At 32.8% G+C, this 17,792-nt stretch carries 17 protein-coding genes; 11 read left to right on the top strand and 6 right to left on the bottom strand.

The window, feature by feature from the left end; translation table 11 throughout:
• Window positions 1–175: 175 nt before the first annotated feature.
• Together OOL05_RS04120 and OOL05_RS04115 are read right to left on the bottom strand one after the other, a co-directional pair.
• Entirely contained in the window at window positions 176–934 is a 759-nt protein-coding gene (locus OOL05_RS04120) for a cell division protein FtsQ/DivIB (RefSeq protein ID WP_010401947.1), read from the bottom strand.
• Window positions 915–1,868, bottom strand: coding sequence for a D-alanine--D-alanine ligase (locus OOL05_RS04115; RefSeq protein WP_039833309.1), 954 nt, complete (start codon window positions 1,866–1,868; stop codon window positions 915–917). Before OOL05_RS04115 ends, OOL05_RS04120 begins: the two co-directional genes overlap by 20 nt.
• A gap of 449 nt (window positions 1,869–2,317) precedes the next feature.
• Here OOL05_RS04115 and OOL05_RS04110 point away from each other — a divergent pair, with 449 nt between their 5' ends.
• Both OOL05_RS04110 and OOL05_RS04105 read left to right on the top strand, forming a co-directional pair.
• The gene (locus tag OOL05_RS04110) at window positions 2,318–2,545 is read left to right on the top strand and encodes a hypothetical protein (RefSeq protein ID WP_264729913.1); all 228 of its coding nucleotides are present in this window, start codon (window positions 2,318–2,320) and stop codon (window positions 2,543–2,545) included.
• Window positions 2,546–2,705: 160 nt separating this feature from the next.
• Window positions 2,706–2,972 carry a hypothetical protein gene (locus OOL05_RS04105; RefSeq protein ID WP_264729911.1) on the top strand — a complete coding sequence of 89 codons (267 nt, stop codon included), beginning with the start codon at window positions 2,706–2,708 and terminating at the stop codon, window positions 2,970–2,972.
• A 32-nt stretch (window positions 2,973–3,004) separates the two neighbouring features.
• Here OOL05_RS04105 and OOL05_RS04100 read toward each other — a convergent pair whose 3' ends face one another.
• Complete coding sequence (locus OOL05_RS04100; RefSeq protein WP_010405211.1) at window positions 3,005–3,379, bottom strand: ferredoxin family protein; 375 nt, start codon at window positions 3,377–3,379, stop codon at window positions 3,005–3,007.
• A 61-nt stretch (window positions 3,380–3,440) separates the two neighbouring features.
• Between OOL05_RS04100 and dprA the strand changes: the two genes are divergently transcribed.
• From dprA to OOL05_RS04085, 4 genes are all read left to right on the top strand, one after another.
• Window positions 3,441–4,517: a DNA-processing protein DprA gene (gene dprA / locus OOL05_RS04095; protein ID WP_264375905.1), complete on the top strand. Its 1,077-nt coding sequence runs from the start codon at window positions 3,441–3,443 to the stop codon at window positions 4,515–4,517.
• Between the two features lie 254 nt (window positions 4,518–4,771).
• Window positions 4,772–4,912 (top strand): hypothetical protein, encoded by a 141-nt coding sequence (locus OOL05_RS04090; protein WP_010405218.1) that lies wholly within the window; start codon window positions 4,772–4,774, stop codon window positions 4,910–4,912.
• Between the two features lie 159 nt (window positions 4,913–5,071).
• Window positions 5,072–5,269, top strand: coding sequence for an IS630 transposase-related protein (locus OOL05_RS06800; RefSeq protein ID WP_264375904.1), 198 nt, complete (start codon window positions 5,072–5,074; stop codon window positions 5,267–5,269).
• Between the two features lie 274 nt (window positions 5,270–5,543).
• A complete protein-coding gene (locus tag OOL05_RS04085; RefSeq protein ID WP_264375903.1) occupies window positions 5,544–5,852 on the top strand; it encodes a transposase in 309 nt (102 codons plus the stop codon).
• 131 nt (window positions 5,853–5,983) lie between these two features.
• Here the strand turns inward: OOL05_RS04085 and secA are convergent, their stop codons facing one another.
• Window positions 5,984–8,635 (bottom strand): preprotein translocase subunit SecA, encoded by a 2,652-nt coding sequence (gene secA, locus OOL05_RS04080; protein WP_010405317.1) that lies wholly within the window; start codon window positions 8,633–8,635, stop codon window positions 5,984–5,986.
• Window positions 8,636–8,833: 198 nt separating this feature from the next.
• Between secA and OOL05_RS04075 the strand changes: the two genes are divergently transcribed.
• The 4 genes from OOL05_RS04075 to OOL05_RS04060 all read left to right on the top strand — a co-directional run bounded on the left by OOL05_RS04075 (window position 8,834) and on the right by OOL05_RS04060 (window position 13,724).
• A complete protein-coding gene (locus OOL05_RS04075; protein WP_264729909.1) occupies window positions 8,834–9,883 on the top strand; it encodes a hypothetical protein in 1,050 nt (349 codons plus the stop codon).
• 172 nt (window positions 9,884–10,055) lie between these two features.
• Window positions 10,056–10,859, top strand: a complete 804-nt coding sequence (locus OOL05_RS04070) for a hypothetical protein (protein ID WP_264375901.1) — start codon at window positions 10,056–10,058, stop codon at window positions 10,857–10,859.
• Window positions 10,860–10,959: 100 nt separating this feature from the next.
• Window positions 10,960–12,120 (top strand): porin, encoded by a 1,161-nt coding sequence (locus OOL05_RS04065; RefSeq protein ID WP_264729906.1) that lies wholly within the window; start codon window positions 10,960–10,962, stop codon window positions 12,118–12,120.
• 263 nt (window positions 12,121–12,383) lie between these two features.
• Window positions 12,384–13,724 (top strand): DNA recombination protein RmuC, encoded by a 1,341-nt coding sequence (locus tag OOL05_RS04060; RefSeq protein ID WP_064085792.1) that lies wholly within the window; start codon window positions 12,384–12,386, stop codon window positions 13,722–13,724.
• 32 nt (window positions 13,725–13,756) lie between these two features.
• On the opposite strand, the gene OOL05_RS04055 is transcribed toward OOL05_RS04060, so the two are convergent.
• The gene (locus OOL05_RS04055) at window positions 13,757–14,863 is read right to left on the bottom strand and encodes a D-alanyl-D-alanine carboxypeptidase family protein (protein WP_010405178.1); all 1,107 of its coding nucleotides are present in this window, start codon (window positions 14,861–14,863) and stop codon (window positions 13,757–13,759) included.
• Window positions 14,864–15,490: 627 nt separating this feature from the next.
• On the opposite strand from OOL05_RS04055, the gene radC reads away from it, so the two are divergent.
• Window positions 15,491–16,171 carry a RadC family protein gene (radC, locus tag OOL05_RS04050; protein ID WP_264375899.1) on the top strand — a complete coding sequence of 227 codons (681 nt, stop codon included), beginning with the start codon at window positions 15,491–15,493 and terminating at the stop codon, window positions 16,169–16,171.
• A gap of 337 nt (window positions 16,172–16,508) precedes the next feature.
• On the opposite strand, the gene OOL05_RS04045 is transcribed toward radC, so the two are convergent.
• Complete coding sequence (locus OOL05_RS04045) at window positions 16,509–17,750, bottom strand: hypothetical protein (protein ID WP_264375898.1); 1,242 nt, start codon at window positions 17,748–17,750, stop codon at window positions 16,509–16,511.
• Window positions 17,751–17,792 lie beyond the last annotated feature (42 nt).

Raw genomic sequence — 17,792 nt, 5'->3', positions numbered from 1 at the left:
ACAGTTTATTTAACACTCCCCTTTTTGTTTAGTAATGGTTAATGCTTCCTTCTATAATGCAAAATCCATACTCACCCAACCCAATCAATTACTTGCAATCTGGATTCCAGTTTTAAGCTACTCGTATGACAGAGAAAGGGCTACTTGCATGAAATGAAAAGGAGCACCGAGCAGATCACTTCTTCACAAAGATCTTATCAGCAACACGCATATCAATTATGCTCCAATTGCTAAAAGTAAAGTCGGTTGTATTTTGCAAGTGGCTTAAATAATCCCATGCGCTATAAGGATTATCTTCAGGCAATTTTACTGTGGCACTGTTATCGAGTATGATATTCCATCTTCTATTGCCTACATAAACACAAGAAGAAATATGATCACTTAATTGAGTTTTCCTCTCTAGTATATCTTTAATGAATTTTAGGCTTGATAACGAATTTTGTCCTTTGATTATAACGAGGTTATCTATCTGGTAATCATCTACGATTACTTTACCTTCAGAGTCAATTACTGAAGTTCTGTTATCATCTTTCCAAAGAGCAAAAGGTTTGTGTTCATTTACATCAATGCGTAAGGTGTTGGGTAAAATCCTATAAATTCTTACATGTTTTATCCATTCGCTTACAGATTGTATATTATCTGTTAGTTTTGAGAGTGATACATACATGATAGGTTGTGTTCTATCTACTAAACTTAGAATGTCCTGTTCATTTGTAAATTTGTTTCCAGTAACGGTTACTTTGTCGATTGAAAATCCATTGCTAATTAATAAGCTCGATAAGCGATCGTTACACCAAGTAAAGTAGTAATTGAATCGATTTGTTATTTTATCAAGTGAACTATAAAGTACTAGTGTAAGAAAAAGTGCAGTTATAATCATGAAAGCACACTTGCGCAAAAAACTCCTTTGGCTTCTAGTAACATTGTTCAACATCGGCTTGATCTCTAATATTCTTGTGGTGTAAACTGTCTTTGACAATAATTTTAATTAATTCATTAAAATCAATTCCTTTTGTCAATTTTGCAATTTCTGGTACTAACGATAATTCAGTAAAGCCAGGATGTGTATTAATCTCAAGCATTTTTAAAGTGTTATTTTGGGGATTATAACGGAAGTCTGAGCGGGAAACAGTTTTGCATCCTAAAAATTGATGAACTTTTAGTGCGTGTTCCAAGGTCATTCTATATATGTTGTCAGGAATTTTAGCAGGAAATATATGTTCTGCAAATCCATCTGTATACTTTGCTTCATAATCATAGAATTTATTTTTTGGTCGTATTTCCATAGTGCCAATTGCTTCATTCAGCAACACAGCAGTATGTAACTCTATACCCGGTATGTATTCTTCTATGATCATCTTTTCCATTATAGTAGAACTGTTATTTTTCAGCTCTAAGTAATCCTCATGTGAGAAAATCATGTGTACTCCAATGCTTGAGCCTTCGTTAATCGGTTTTAAGACGTACGGATAATCAACTTTAATATTATTTTTTAGCACATCTTCTCGACTAATTACATAACCTCTTGGAGTGTCGATATTAAGAGAATGGAATATATGCTTTGACATCACTTTATTCATAGCAACAGCCGAAGCCATAACTTCTGAGTGTGTATATTTTATACCTAAAATCTCCAGTAAACCTTGAATACAGCCATCTTCACCATAAGGTCCATGTAGAGCAATAAAAGCAAGAGCGGGATTAGTTTTTTTAAGCTTTTGAGCAATGTTGCTATCAACATCTATTTCTATTGCATTATATGAAAGGCTATCAAGCGCCTTCTTTACTGCTTTTCCGCTCATAAGCGATATTTCTCTTTCGCAAGAAAATCCACCACTTAAAATTGCTATAGTTGGAACCATAAGCACCCTAATATTTTGCTATATATCATATATAAAAGATACTTTTATCTTCAATAGAAAAAACGCTTTGAAAAATTCCACAGCTGTACAGATATTGCAATTTGCAGGTGGCAAGTAGTTTTATGTAAACTGGTTCCTTTGTGATCAGACACCAGATTGCAAGTAATACATTGGGTTTTGCATTATAGAATAGGGTTATTGCAAAACATATTTCCTTCAAACGTAAATGGTGTCCCTATATCCTATTGTAACGATAGTTACTTCATGTTTTTGGTGTCTGTATAATACACATCGCCAACTCTTAGTCTTCTAAACCCTTTAAAGCTATGGTGCAAGATTCACTGAATCAACTGTAAGACGTTCCTATATTCCTTTATTTACTCTTGATTCTATATTTAATATAATATTAATACTTTTATATTAAAATAAATATAATTTTAATTAAGGAGAATATTATGGTAACAGATAATAATGAATGTACATTAAGTAAAGATTGTATTAAATCAATCACTAAACAGTTATGGTCATCGCATTATAAATTAAATAAGACAATTACAGAAGGTTTCACGAAGCTGAGCAATGAACTTAAATCGGTGAATAAACTAAACGATATTGATAATAATATATCAGCAGATAATACATTTTCTTATGAAGTGAACGCTTATGATTCAATGTCTATTTAACCAAAAAGATGTGAGGCTTCTTTTGTACTCTCTATTTATTCTGAACTTTTCAATAAAGTAATAAACGTATCTGAAAAGTAATTATGCTAATATAAATATTACAATTTTATTAACACATAAATGCTACCGTGGAGTTAGTTTTTTAATTTAGGAGTATATTATGGTTATGTCTACACAAAACTCGAATTCATTAACGTTTCAGGCACGCAACCTATCTCATATTTGCAATAAAAACTGTGAAGAGGCGTTCAATGAAACAGACAAACCTCTGTGCAAGGCTAGATGTGATGCTTTCTTTTCAGTGCCTGAACCTCGTTCACAAATTAGTGAGAAATTAATAGACATTGCAAACAATCTCCGTTTTGAGAGTGCACAATTATCGTCTATGGCAGATGAAATAGATGCTTACAATTCAATGTCTATTTAATCAAAAAAGTGTGAGTCCACTTTCGTACTCTATTACCCTAAATTTTCGTCAAAATAAGCTGTTTTATCCTTTTTTTCTTTATACTCTTCTGCTGTATCTAGGGGTTGCTTTTTAGCTGTGACATTTGGCCACTTTTGCGAATATTCTACATTTATGTTGTAAAATGATTTAAAGATTTTTTGTTCATTGTTCAGTAAGCCTTCATCTAGCTCTAGAATATCTTTTATGGAATCATCAGTTACAATTGCATCTACTGGACATTCAGGTATACACACTCCACAATCAATACACTCATCTGGGTTAATCACGAGCATATTTTTACCTTCATAAAAGCAGTCAACGGGACATACTTCTACACAGTCCGTATATTTACATTTTATGCATTTATCTGTAACAAAATGCGTCATAAAATACTGTATATTTGCATTATCTTGGGTACACTAAACTGATAAGAAATTCAAGCCTTTTATGAAGATAAATAAATTAAATAACGAAGAATTAGAAATATGGCTAAGCTTGGCTAGAACTGTGGGACCAGTAAAGTTTTTTAGTATACTAAGAGCATGTGGCTCACTAGATGAAGTGCTTAAGTATCTTAATGAATTGGCTAACAAGGATTATGGAATTAAAAATGTACAAGAAGAAATTAAGAATGCAGAAAAAATTGGAGCCAAAATAATACCAGCATGTGATCCAGATTACCCTGACATTTTAAGGAATATACCGAGTTGTCCTCCTGTAATAACTACACTTGGTGATATATCATTGTTAAGCCGTGAGATAATTGCAATAATCGGTGGACGTAATTCTTCAATCAATGGAAGAAATTTTGCCAATAAGTTGGCACTTGATTTAAGCGAAGTTGGTTTCATCGTAATTTCTGGACTTGCAAGAGGGATCGATACTGCAGCAAACAGTGTAATATACAAAAATCACCCAACCATTGCTGTCACAGCAAGCGGAATTGACGTAGTATACCCAAGAGAAAATTTTGATCTATACAAAAGAATCACTGAAAATGGCGGGTTAGTAATTACCGAGCTTCCATTTTCTACTAAACCAAAGCCTCAGTATTTTCCCCAAAGAAACCGAATTATATCTGGCCTTTCACTCGGTGTTGTGGTAATTGAAGCATCAAAAAAGTCTGGTTCTCTCATCACAGCAGATTTTGCTTTGAATCAAGGAAGAGAGGTGTTTGCAGTTTCTGGTTTCCCTTTAGATTCACGCTGTAGTGGTAGTAATTATTTAATTAAGAACGGCGCTAAACTTGTTGAATCCGCTGATGATATAGTAGAGAGCGTGAGATTTAGTTTACCTCTTCAGCAAAAAAATCTATTTGATACCGTTGCTGACCAAAAACAAGAAAAATTACAACAGGCAAAATCTGTTATAGTTGATCATATTAACTCTGTACCTGTTGATATAGATGAACTTATATTAGCAAGCGGACTTTCTACCAACATAGCTCTAATGGCTCTTTTGGAACTAGAGACGGAAAATAAAATAGAGCGTTTGCCGGGGAATAAAATATCATTAATTTTCTAGATTGCTTTAGTTATAAATCCACAACCGTACAAACATTATGATTTGAGTCCACCAAGAAAGATGTCATTCCAGCGTGTGACGCTGGCTTTCCGTAATCTCACTAAAAACGTTGTATTTTTACATAACTTTTATACTTACTAACTTAATATATAATCAGAATTCCTAGATTCCAGACTCATGCATCAATAGACCTGCTGCAAAAGGTAATGATAAAATGATGGAAGAGGAATAAGCAGATAGAGTAAGGTAAAAAAATGAGCTTTAGTTACTACAATATAAAGAAACACCCAAGAAATTTTCGTAATATAACAGGCTTAACTGTAGAAGAATTTGAAAAGGTGATAGAAAAAGTGGGGAACGTTCAAAAAAGTGTGTCAAGCCGAAAAGAAAAGTAATAAATTGATATAAAAAATGGAGGTTTGAAATGAGTCAAGCAAATAGAACTACCGGATTAGTAGACTATAAAGAACTAGAATCAAATATTTTATCATCTATAGCTAACCCAAGAAAGGTTTAGCTATATGGCAAAATTGGTTAGAATGGTATAATAAGTAATGAGAAAGAAGAAGATGCCAAGTCCATATAGTGAGGATCTGAAAGAACGTGTTCTCAAAGGAGTCGATAAAAAAACAATGACGATAAAAAAAATCAGTCAAATATTCAAAGTGAGCATAAAACCAATATATTTGTGGAGGAAAAGGAAAAAAGAAACAGAAACCATCTTCAGGCTATCACAAAGGATATGGCCATAAGATTAAAGATATGGATAGATTTATCAAATTTCTGAATGGAAATCAGGATATTAGAATTGAAAAGATAATTGAAGAATTTGGTAATATGTGTAGAAGCACAGTATATAACTACCTTAGCAAAGTAAACTATACATATAAAAAAAACTTTTCTTTATCGAGAAAGAGATAAAGAGAAACGCAAAGAGTTCATAAAAAAAGTAGAAGAAATAAATAAAGGAAACTTGATATACATAGATGAGTCTGGAATAGAGGACAATGAATTTTATGAATATGGGTGGTCTCAAAGAGGCAAGAGGTTATTTGCCCAGGGTTTAAAAGAAAGAGGGTAAGCATAATTGGAGCACTGAATGAAGGAAAAGTTAAAGCATCATGGATAATTGATGGCTACTGCAACAGGGAGATTTTTGATGCTTATGTAGAAAATGTACTTGTTCCTGTATTTAAACCTGGACAGACTATTGTTCTCGACAATGCGAGCTTTTATAAATCTGCAAGGATGAAAAATTTGATAGAAAATATTGGGTGTAAAATTTTGTTCTTGCCTCCATACTCGCCAGATTTAAATCCGATTGAGAAGTTCTGATCAAGCACGCCATAAGAAAGGCTCTACAAACCTTTTGGCCCAATATTAATTCGGCTATTGATTTTGTTTTTCAGTGCTCGGGCAAATCTTACTTCGGTTAGCTATAGCAGCCTATAATGTGCTTGCAACAACTAATTTACTACGGCAACTGCACCGTGACAGTGTTTGTATTTTTTTCCAGAGTTACAAGGGCACTTGTCATTTCTTGAAACTTTTGGAAGTCTGCTATTTTTAGTAGAGCGTGACCTATTGCCTATTTCTTGATTGTCTAGCAACTTAAAGTGCGCTAGGCGGTGAATGGTAAGCTCCCCCCACTTTTCAAGCATCGACTCAAACATTAAGAAAGCTTCGCGTTTAAATTCATTCAGTGGGTCTTTTTGCCCCATGGCACGCAAATTTATGCTTTGTCTTAGGCTCTCTAAGACCGAAAGGTGCTCCCTCCATAAATGATCAAGTGTCATGATCATCACTTGTTTCACTATCGTATTCCACAAATCTGTAGTTTGTTGACTATTGAAATATTTTTCTTTCTCAGTAAAAAATTCTTGTATCTTGTCATTTATATAATCCAAGGCTTCTTGTTTATTCAAAAACTCTTCTAGATTAAGCGTTATCCCGTATCTTATGTGGAATTCTTTTGCAATATCTTCAACATAATCTTCGTAATAACCACTTTGTACTATACCTTCTATTATATCCTCATTTACTTCACTATATACTTCAACTAAATCATTGATTTCATTGTTTAAAATATGATTTCTCTGCTTAAAAATAACTTTACGTTGATTGTTGATTACATCATCAAACTTTAGCAAAGACTTCCGCACATCATAATTTCTAACTTCAACTTTCTTCTGTGCTTTTTCAAGTGCTTTATTAATCCATGGATGATGAATAGCCTCGTTGTTCTTTAGTCCCACTTTTTGCAAAAAATTCCTCATTCTATCAGAACCAAATATCCTCATTAAATCATCTTCAAGTGATAGAAAGAACTTAGAAAGTCCAGGGTCACCTTGGCGGCCAGAACGTCCACGTAATTGATCATCTATTCTCCTGCTTTCATGCCTTTCGGTTCCAATAACACATAAGCCACCGGCTTTTATAGCAATTTCCTTATCTTTTTTTACTCTTTTGACTATTTCTTGATATTTTTTTTCTCTTTCATCAGCATTTTTTATTTTCTCGAGCTCTATTTTTGCAATCATTTCAACATTTCCACCAAGCTGAATATCAGTTCCACGTCCTGCCATGTTTGTTGCTATAGTAATGCTGCCTGGTATTCCAGCTTGCGCTATTATATACGCTTCTTGTTCATGATAACGAGCATTCAATACTGAATGCTTAAGAGAATGGCTTTTCAAAAGATCGGAAAGTTTTTCAGAATTTTCAATACTCACAGTGCCAACAAGCACTGGTTGAAGGCGTTTGTGACATTCCGCTATAAACTTCAATACAGCACTAAATTTTTCTTTTTCTGTGCCATAAATTTCATCATCAACATCTATTCTTTTAACAGGCACATTAGTTGGAATTTTTACTACATTTAATCTATATATATCACGAAATTCTTCTGCCTCTGTTGCTGCTGTTCCTGTCATACCAGAAAGTTTGTTGTACATACGAAAGTAGTTCTGAAATGTGACTGATGCTAAAGTTTGACTTTCATGCTGAATTTCAAGATTCTCCTTTGCCTCCAGTGCCTGGTGAAGACCATCAGAATATCTCCTACCTTCCATCATGCGCCCAGTAAACTCATCAATAATTACCACCTTACCGTTTTTCACTATATAGTCTTTATCAGCAGTAAACAGCTTATGTGCACGAAGTGCTTGATCTATATAATGAGTCAGTATAATATTGCTAGTATCATAGAGCGAGGAATTTTCAGGAATGAGGTTATACGATTTTAGTAATTCCTCCACTCGTGAAATGCCATTTTCAGTGAGGAACACTGCTCTACTCTTTTCATCGACTTCATAGTCAGAATCAACTAATTTGATTACTATTTTGTTGATATGCTTATATATCTGATTATTTTCCTCAAGTGGGCCAGAAATAATGAGCGGAGTACGCGCTTCATCAATCAGTATGGAGTCTACTTCGTCTACTATTGCATAATTGAAGCCTCTCTGAACCATATCTTCTTGAGAAAATTTCATATTATCTCGTAGATAATCAAAGGCAAGTTCATTATTTGTTGAGTATACGATATCTGCGCTATAAGCCTTTTTTCTCTCGTCGTCTGTCAAATTATTTGTAATAAATGCAACAGAAACTCCAAGAGAATTATATAATTTACTCATCCACTCTGTATCTCGTTTTGCAAGATAGTCGTTAACAGTTACGACGTGCACACCTTTTCCTTCTAAAGAATTTAGATATGCGGCTAAAGTTGCGACGAGTGTCTTTCCTTCTCCTGTTTTCATTTCTGATATCATGCCATTATGGAGAACCATGCCACCAATTAGCTGAACGTCGAAATGCCTCATGTTAAGGAATCTTCGTGATGCTTCTCGTACAACCGCAAATGCAGGTACGAGAAGGTCATTTAGTGTTTTTCCATTTTTCAGTTCTTGTTTTAATTCCGCAGTTTTACTAGCAAGATCCTCATCAGATAAGCTCTGCATTTCTTGCTCTAGCGCATTAATCTGCTGAGCAATTTTTCTGAAGGATTTTATTATCTTCTTGTTCGTTGATCCAAATATCCTTTTTATAAAAAAAAGTGACAACGTAAAGATGAAGAATATAAGAATAGTTGTTAAAACTAACGTAGAGTCTGGCATAAACTTAGGTAAAGTTTTATTTAATATGAGATTATATTACTAAACGTAACCTGCGGCAATTAGATTCAGAAAATCTTTATTTACAAACTAAGCAAAAGATTCTTGCAAATGAAATGTAAAAGAGTCTATTTATTTTATTAAATATTATAATTAACAATTAAACTTTCTTAATAAATTATTAAAATAGTGTTAAGCTACATGTATAAAACGGTTAGTGGAGTTACAATGTTAAGCAATATTATAAAAGTAAAATTAGAGGAAAATAGTTGTCCTTTTGAAGAATTAGAAGAATTTTTTGCTTCATTAAAATTTGGTACAAAAGGGTTTAAAGATTCTTCAATAAAATTAGTTTGCCAAGTATTGGAAGATTTCACCTTAATTCTACCAAGAGAGGCAGTACCTAATTCTTTTGCTTTGAAGCTTTTATCTTTGCTTAGTAAGGGAAATGAGCTAGCTTTACCTATTATATTAAAATACCTTTCTTGCAGAACTGTATTTAAAGATTTTGGTCAAAAACTACAGGATAAAGTGGATCAAGATATAAAAGGACAAAACGATTCTAAAATTTCTCAGGAGATTGAGTTATGCAAAAAAGACATTTTAAATCTTCTCAATGGTGGTAAATCAGTATTAGACGTTCAATTGAAGCAGCGGTATAAAAAATACTATTCGTTAATAGATAATGAGATTGAAGAGTTAAAGACTCAAATTTTAAAAGAACTAGAAGATTATATTAGCAATACTAACGTTAATAAAATGTATCGAAGCCTTAATAATAAAAAGAAAAACGAAGAATCATTAAAAGAAGTAGCGTTAGGATCTTGTTCATTGGGTGGAATTTGCGTGTTAATATTTTTTTCACTTGGTTTTTTTATTTTTTTGGCAACAACCATTGACCCACCTGCTCATATGAGTATGTATAAAGTAAAGGTTTTTAGGTGTATAGGAGCTTCACCTTTAGTTTTTGTAGCATTAGCACTAACAGTAGCAGGTGTAGCTTACTTAACAAGTTGTTATCTAAATCATAGTTTTACAAAAGAAATACAAGACTATATAGAGCAACCAATAAAATGTATGGATAAGGCAACTAATAATAAAGAATTAGACAATTTTCCTTCTGACAATTATGAAAAAGTACAACCTTCAGCACCGCTTGAGGAACTACTACCTTCATACGAAGAATCGTGTTACAGTAGTTTAGGTTATATTCAACCATCTAATCCAATACAGCAAAATAAGTTGTTGTAGTGAAGGTATAAAGAGAATAAGCAAAATTATATTTGTAATTTTGATTCCTTTATCATTACTTAGAACATGCAGCAACATGACGATTTTTCTATACTTTATCAAGTATATTAATGGGTAAATGAATTTTAATACAATCTTATTATACTTATAAATACGTTATATGTGAGAAGATATGGAAGATTTTATAACTGAAAGAAGGAAAGATGATGCTGTGATATCTGTTTGTCAGGATAATGAGAAAAAGAACGTATTAATCTTGGGACTCAATCAAGCTGCAAGGAATTTATTAAAATGTGAGGGAGAGAATTTACTTAATAAGCCGTTAATCAATATTTTAAGTAAAAGAGCAGCTGAAGATATGAAAAGCTATTTGGAGTATACTGAAGATGGGCGCGATTTGCCCGATATATTGCCAAAAGTGATAGGCTTTTCTTTAATCGACGCTAAAGGAGAAGATATAAAAACAAAGGTAAAAGTTTTTCGCACAACTCAATTTACTAATAGCAAGATTAATTATGAGCTATTGATACGTGACATTAGCCTGTTTCATAAGCTAGCAATGTTTAGGGATAAATATCTGATGGGTAAGAAATATAAAAAACACAACTTGTTTGATATACCAGACAATGATTCAACGATTTTGGAGTTATATGTCATATTGAATTTTGCCTTTGAATATCAAATTAATGCAGTTATAGGAATAATAGGCTTCAATAATAAATTTAATGAGATAAACGATGCATTGAGTATGATCACAGAGCATTTTTATAAAAATTGCCGTAGTGATGATTTTCTAGGATTTATTGATGAGAATAAGGTGCTTTTTATTTTGATTAACTGTGATGCAAAGAACACATCTAAAATAATTAGTCGTATATATTCTACCATTAATAAGCAGTTACTAAAGCGAAAGTTACCAAGTATATCAATTATTTATGGAAATATAATTCAAAAACATAGTGTGAAGAATGCTTAAACGCTTTTGTCATTAATTGGTTTGTAGTATCTAAGTTCTACACAATATAAGAATTGTTTTTTATTTCTATTAAGCTTATATTAAAAATTTAAGCTTAACTATGAGGTTACTGATCAAACTATTTTCATTATTATTCGTGGTAGGGAGTGTCAATGCTAGGGTAATTCTAGATAAGGAGATATTTTATGCAGAACTAGATGGAAAAATAGATTTAAGATTTGGCTACGCTTTCAACAGAGATTCTTTTAGCTCTACAAAAGACAATACCTCAAGCTATTCAGACCTGCGCTTGCTTTATTTACAGCAAGTTTATCCAAATACTAAAATGGGTTTTGATGTTAAGGCAGGAGTTTCTGGTATTGCAAACTTAAAGGCACTAGACATAGAAAAGTTAGAAATGGAGAAGTGGTATTTTATCATAAAGAATCAGGAGTTTGGATCATTTGAATATGGTAAAGGAAGTTTAGTTAGTCAGAGTATGTTAATTAACACTTCAAAAATTTATACAGCTGCTGGGGGAATAAATGGTCATTGGACAAACTATGCAAATCTGCGCGGTAATGGAAAAAAAGATGATGACCCTGGGTATGATAAGGACAAGGTATTTTGGGTAAAACCCAATGTTTACAGCGACTATAATGGACTAGAGCTGAAGTTAAAACAACCAATGATAAACTATATTTCTCCTGAAATTCATAACTTTCAACTTGGATTCAGTTATGTTCCAGGTAAAAATAATTTACAATATAATAATTTAATAGCCGCTGGTCTTTCCTATAAAAATGCCCTATCAGATGAAATAAATTTTACTACTGCTTTGACTGGTGAATTTGCAAGGGAAAATTTAACTGATTGTACAAACAAAAATTCTAGCGATCTTCAGTGTCATAATCAATTACTACACTGGAATTTTGGTGTGAAACTAAAGCTTTTTGAACTTGATTGCATTTTGTCGTACGGGAATGGTGGTAAATCTGGTGAGAAGCGTAGTCATGAAACAAATAATATGCATTATGTAAATGCAGGTATTGCTTATCATTCTGATTCTCGTAAAGTGAGCTTAACATATTTTAATAGTGTTAGGGATATTGCAGACAAAGGTACAAACGAATTAACATCACAGGCTTTCAGTCTTGAATATCCATTAGCTGTTGGTACTTCATATTACTTTGATATTGTAAGATTTAGTACTAAGGAGCTTGCAGTGGAAGATAATAACTCCGGATATGTGCTTTTGGCCGGATTGAAGCTAAGTTTTTAGTGAAGTAACTGGTATGTAAGTATTGTAATAATGAGAGTAAAATTGAGTTGTTAATATATGTGCTATTTGATATTATAAAAATAACTATTACATAAGATTTTCAATAAAAAGACATTCTGTTACTAATCCAAGTGTAGAAGAAAACGGTTATTAATTAGCAAACCAAGCCCTTCAGTAAGCGCATCTCTTCAGGTGCTCTTTTTTTCTTTTTTATATATAAAAAAATTAGATAGTATTGTGAGTGCGGTTTTTTCTGTGTTCTGATGCTTTTCAATTCTATAGCTTTTGTATTGAATTTCCTTTTTTTACTACTATTTCTCTATATTGTTGTAAGAAAGAACAGAAAATTTAGTGAGAATCTTGAGAAGAATTTACTTAAAGTAGAACATGAACTTCAAGAGGCAAAACAGTCTTTAGTAGATAAAAATAAGGAAATAGTTGATTTGAAAGTGAGGAACGCAGAACTTGAAGTAATTCTTCAAAAAGAGCGTGAAGAAAAGAAAAAGGAAATAGAATTACTAACAAAAGCAGAGGAGAGGCTTACGAACACTTTTAAAGCACTTTCTCTTGATGCTCTTCAGGTAAACAATAATAATTTTCTGAACTTAGCAAAAGAAGTGATCGATAATAAGCTAAAAGAAACAGAAAGTGACTTCAAAAAAAGGCAAGCAACGATCAACGAAGTTATCACTCCAATAAAAGAAAAATTAGAAAAATTCGACAGTGAAATACGTGAGCTAGAGAAAGAGAGGGTAGGGGCCTATGAAGGTTTAAGGGAGCAAATTGGAGCATTAATGAGTCAAACCTCTAACCTTGCTAACGCCCTGAGGAAACCTCACATTAGGGGTAAGTGGGGTGAAATGCAGCTCAAAAGAGTGGTAGAAATGGCGGGAATGGTTGAATATTGCGATTTTTTTACTCAAGCTTCAGTGGTTGATAAAAATGAGGATAATTTGTTACGTCCTGATTTAATAATAAAAATGCCATCAGGAAAGCAAATAATAATAGATGCTAAAGTGCCACTTGATTCTTATATGGATGCTATGTCACAAAATGATTTGCAGATACAAAGGGAAAAGTTGAAGAATCATTCTCTGGCGATAAAAAAACATATAAACGATCTAGGCAGAAAGGAATATTGGAACCAATTTGAAAATACGCCAGAGTTTGTGGTGCTTTTTTTAACAGGAGAAGGGGTTTTCAGCGCAGCACTAGAATGTGAACCAGCTTTGATAGAAATTGGAATAGAAAAAAAAGTAATTATTGCAACACCAATCACTTTAATCGCGCTACTTAGGGCAGTAGCCTATGGATGGAAGCAAGAGATGATAGCTGAAAATGCAAAGAAAATAAGTGAACTAGGCCATATTTTATATGAGCGAATCTGCACAATGGGCGAAAATTTTGATAATTTACGCAGAAGCTTAAAAAGTGCTGTTGATCATTACAATAAAACTGCTGGTTCGCTTGAGGCAAGAGTGTTTCCTGCTGCCCGAGAATTCAATAAGCTTGGTATACATGCAAAAAATAAAGAACTCACTGCTGCAAAAGAGTTGGAATCTTTACCACGCAGTTTACATGCTGAGAGGTTGAAAGTAGATTAGTATTTCAGGTCTCCTTAACTTACATTTGCTGATTAAAACAACTTTCTAAAAATTTTTTTTATATAGCTCAATTTCTGCACATCATTTGCTGCATAAACAGGTATAGTTTGTTGCTCAGTACCAGGTATTTCTACAAAAATTTTGCCCACTTCTTGACCTTTTTTAATTGGTGCGGGTACCATATCTTTATACTCAATACGCACTTTAATTTTATCATGTAATCTGCGGTTATAAGTTATGGTAACATCGTTTGCAACTGTAACGGGCACTTTTTTATCTTTTCCATAAACAATATTTATTTCTTCAACTACGCTATCCTTAGCAAATATTTTCTTGGTATTAAAATGATTTAAGGAATATTGTATTAGTCTTTTTGCTTCCTCTATTCGCTCTTTCTCGGTGTCCAAACCATTCACGACAGCAAAAATTCTTCTATCGTTCCGTTTTGCAGATGCTATAATGCCATAACCACCAGCACTTGTATGACCTGTCTTTAGACCATCAACTCCAATATCATGGAAAAGTAAAAGATTTTTATTTTTTTGTACAATATCGTTATATGTCAAATATTGTTCAGAGAATAGATCATAGTATTCAGGAAAATCAGTAAAAATCCTTTTTGCCAGTGTTACCAAGTCTTTTGCGCTCATAAAATGGTTTTCATCTGGCCACCCGCTTGAGTTAACAAAATGACTATCATTAAGATTTAAATCTTGTGCAACTTCATTCATTTCAGCAACAAAATTCTCCTCTGATCCTGCAATACCCTCGGCTAGCGCTATGCATGCATCATTACCTGAGGCAATTGTAACTCCTTCAAGTAGTTCTTTTACCGTAACAAATTGACCTTCTTTCAAAAACATAGAAGAGCCTTTCCTTTCCCATGCTTTTCTACTTACTCGAAATTTATCTTCCATTTTTATTATTCCAGCTTTTAGATAATCAAAAGCTACATATAAAGTCATCAATTTGCTCATTGAAGATGGGGCCATTTTTTCCCTGGAATTGTGTTCAAAAATGAACGAGTCTGAAGCTAAATCTAAGACAATTGCTTGCTTTGCTTTGGTTCTAAACTGATATGAGTATGAGTAAAAAGGAAATATAAAAATTAATAGCAAAGTTACTAATTTGCTTAACATATTTATAATTTTAAATTTATAGTGTACTAATTAATAGTATGATTTTGCACGAGCATTTCAATAGATCTCTCGCATAAAACTTCCTTGACAAACTGCGCCAGCCCCCTTATTATGACAATAACAGTATTTATCCTTGTTTTCGATCCGCGCGGGTTCAACAACAAAAATTCAGTAAAAAACTCAGATATTTATTGGCAAATTACATAAAAATTATAGCGGCTGCATGTCTTTTTTATTTTTTCTACATTCAGCCAAAACGCGCTTATTTTAAGCGTTAGCACATTATTACAGCGCCAATTTACATTATTATAGGGTCAAAACTCGTTACACGGGGATTTTTTTGCCTTTTTTTTCGCTTGGTAAATTTCTTAACATTTACAGCTAAAGCTTCAGGCCAGCACTTGATGCTGGAAATTTTTTGAGCACAAAAGTTATGCTAGGTTTTTGTTGGTAAGAAACCAGTGTCAAGCACTGGGATGACATAGAAGGAGGGAGCAGGAGATGACAAGAGAGGGGCTACTTTCATTTGCTGTCTTCAAAAATTTACAATTATGCTTCATATATTTTATTAAATATTTTACTTAAAAATTCAATTTCTTATTATAAGAGATAAGCAATTCATGAATAATGAAAGATTACAAAAAAGGTCATAGAAAGCGCCTAAGAGAGAGAATTATTTCAGATAACGGACAATCATTACTTGATTATGAGATTTTAGAACACATTTTATATTCAGCATATAGTAGAATTGATGTAAAGCCAGTAGCAAAGAGTTTGATAGAAAATTTTGGTAGTTTAAATAAGGTTTTTAATGCCGATTTAGAAGCACTGCAGAATATCGAAGGAGTTAGTAATGCAGCTATATCTGCTATCTTTTGTGTTAAACAGGCTTTTGTTCGTTCTGCACGAGAAGAAGTAAAGGACCTACCTATAATCAATAATTGGGAAAAATTGCTTGATTATTTAAAAGCAAGTATAGGAAGCCTTAATAAAGAAAATTTTCGCGTTATCTATATGAATAAAAGATATCGTCTAATAGCAGAAGATCTACAAAACTTTGGTACAATAGATCAAACTCCTCTTTATGTTAGAGAGATCATAAAACGCGCTCTTTTGATTGGCTCAACATCGATTGTAATATCCCACAATCACCCAAGTGGAGATATACAGCCTTCAAGTAGCGATATGTTTCTCACCAGACAGCTTGCAGAAGCTTGCAAAAGCATAGGAATAGAATTAATAGATCATATTATTATCACATTTAGTAGCTATTTTAGTTTCAAGGAAAATAGGCTTTTATTAGAGTAGATCTAAAATTGCTTTTGCCATTTTTCTTATTATGGAAGTATAGCTCTTCTTATAATAGTCCGAACGGAGGTAAAAACGTCTTTATAGCTATTATAAGCCAAGAGGCCAGCAGTATGTTATTATGACCTGTTCGGATTATTGTGAGAAGAGCTATAAAGCTATACATGAGGTGGTTGCCAGTGGAACAAAAATTTTCCTTCTGGAAGACAATGTGTGATTTAGATGGCGTAATAGTGGCAAATTGAAAGAAATACATGGTATTTGCCACTATTAGAAATCTCCTGTTTTGATAAGACTTATGAGGTCTTTATTGGTTTTTTGAATTTTGTTGAAGCACTCACATGCTTACTCTAATATTTTGTTCACAGAGCCTAGTTAGCTCAATTTCAACGTTAATTTGTGAAGCTCTGAGTTCTGTTAGGGGATTTTCTGGTTGAATATCTAGCTTATTCTGTATGTTCGGTAAACAAATTAAAGCCGAATCAAAAATTTCATCATACTGCTCTGCTTCATGTGCGCAATTGATTATTTCTTCGAATTCTTCCACATCTTGCGGCGTATCTTTTAATATTGCTCTTATTTGGTTTAGGTTTTGACGAATTTTTTCCTGATATCCAGCAATTCTCTCTTGATATATATCAATCATTTTTTGACATGAGGTGCCTCTAAATGGGTGTTCTGCTTTTTCCTTTATGTAGGAGCTCTGAAAATTTTTGCAATTAAGGACTGCTTCTCTACATTTTTTTATGTCACTAATTATACTGGTTATTGACTTACTTGCTTTCTCATGCTCTTCTTTTTTGATTATACATTCATTCTTTGTTTGGCTCATTTTATCATACAGATTTCTGCATTCTTTATATGATACCAGCGGTTGTAGTATTCCTTCCTCTACACCTTTATTATAAAAATTCTTCAACTCATCGCTTGATAGTATTCGTATAGCATCTTCCCTTTTACCTTGTGATTTAGGATACTTTTTGTTCAGTGAACTAATATAATTTAATAGGAAACTCTTAGTTAAATCTTCCTTTTTAACTTCTGATAATTTTTCTAGTGTTTCTATATATTTCAAAGTTTCCGCAAAAAGCTGCGCACCAGATGTAGCAAATCCTGGCAGTGGTTTGCTCTGCGCTTTATAAAAATCGGTTTGTAAAAAATCTTCGGCTTGTTTTTTTATTACTGAAAGTTCATTGAAGGCTTTTTCTGGATTGATTTTTTTTAAAATACTAGTAGCTTTTTTAATCGCTCTTTCTCTCTTTTTATTATCTTGTTTTTCGTTTAAGATTAAGCTTTCAGCTTCAGTAAAAGCATTGCCTTGGGCACTTTTGGCAATATTACAAACAACGTTTTTTACAACTTGCTTAGTTGCTACATAATCTATTTCCTTTGTAAAGCAATCAATAAATAGCTGCCAAATTTTTTTGTTAACGGACTTACTTGTCTTATGTTCTAAATCTTCTACATCTTTGAATCCTAAAATAGTATAGAGATTTTTTTCAATTATTGGTTCAGCATGTTGTTTTGCCACTTTACCTTTTATATTGAATAGAAATTCACTAATCTTAGTTGTGCCCATAATATTACCTCACAATATTAATGTTATATAATATAAAGTATA

Origin of the sequence: Wolbachia endosymbiont (group B) of Episyrphus balteatus (assembly GCF_947250575.1) — a bacterium.
Taxonomy (GTDB): Bacteria; Pseudomonadota; Alphaproteobacteria; order Rickettsiales; family Anaplasmataceae; genus Wolbachia.
The sequence above is the reverse complement of the archived record's forward strand: the minus strand, read 5'-3'. Positions and strand labels throughout refer to the sequence as shown.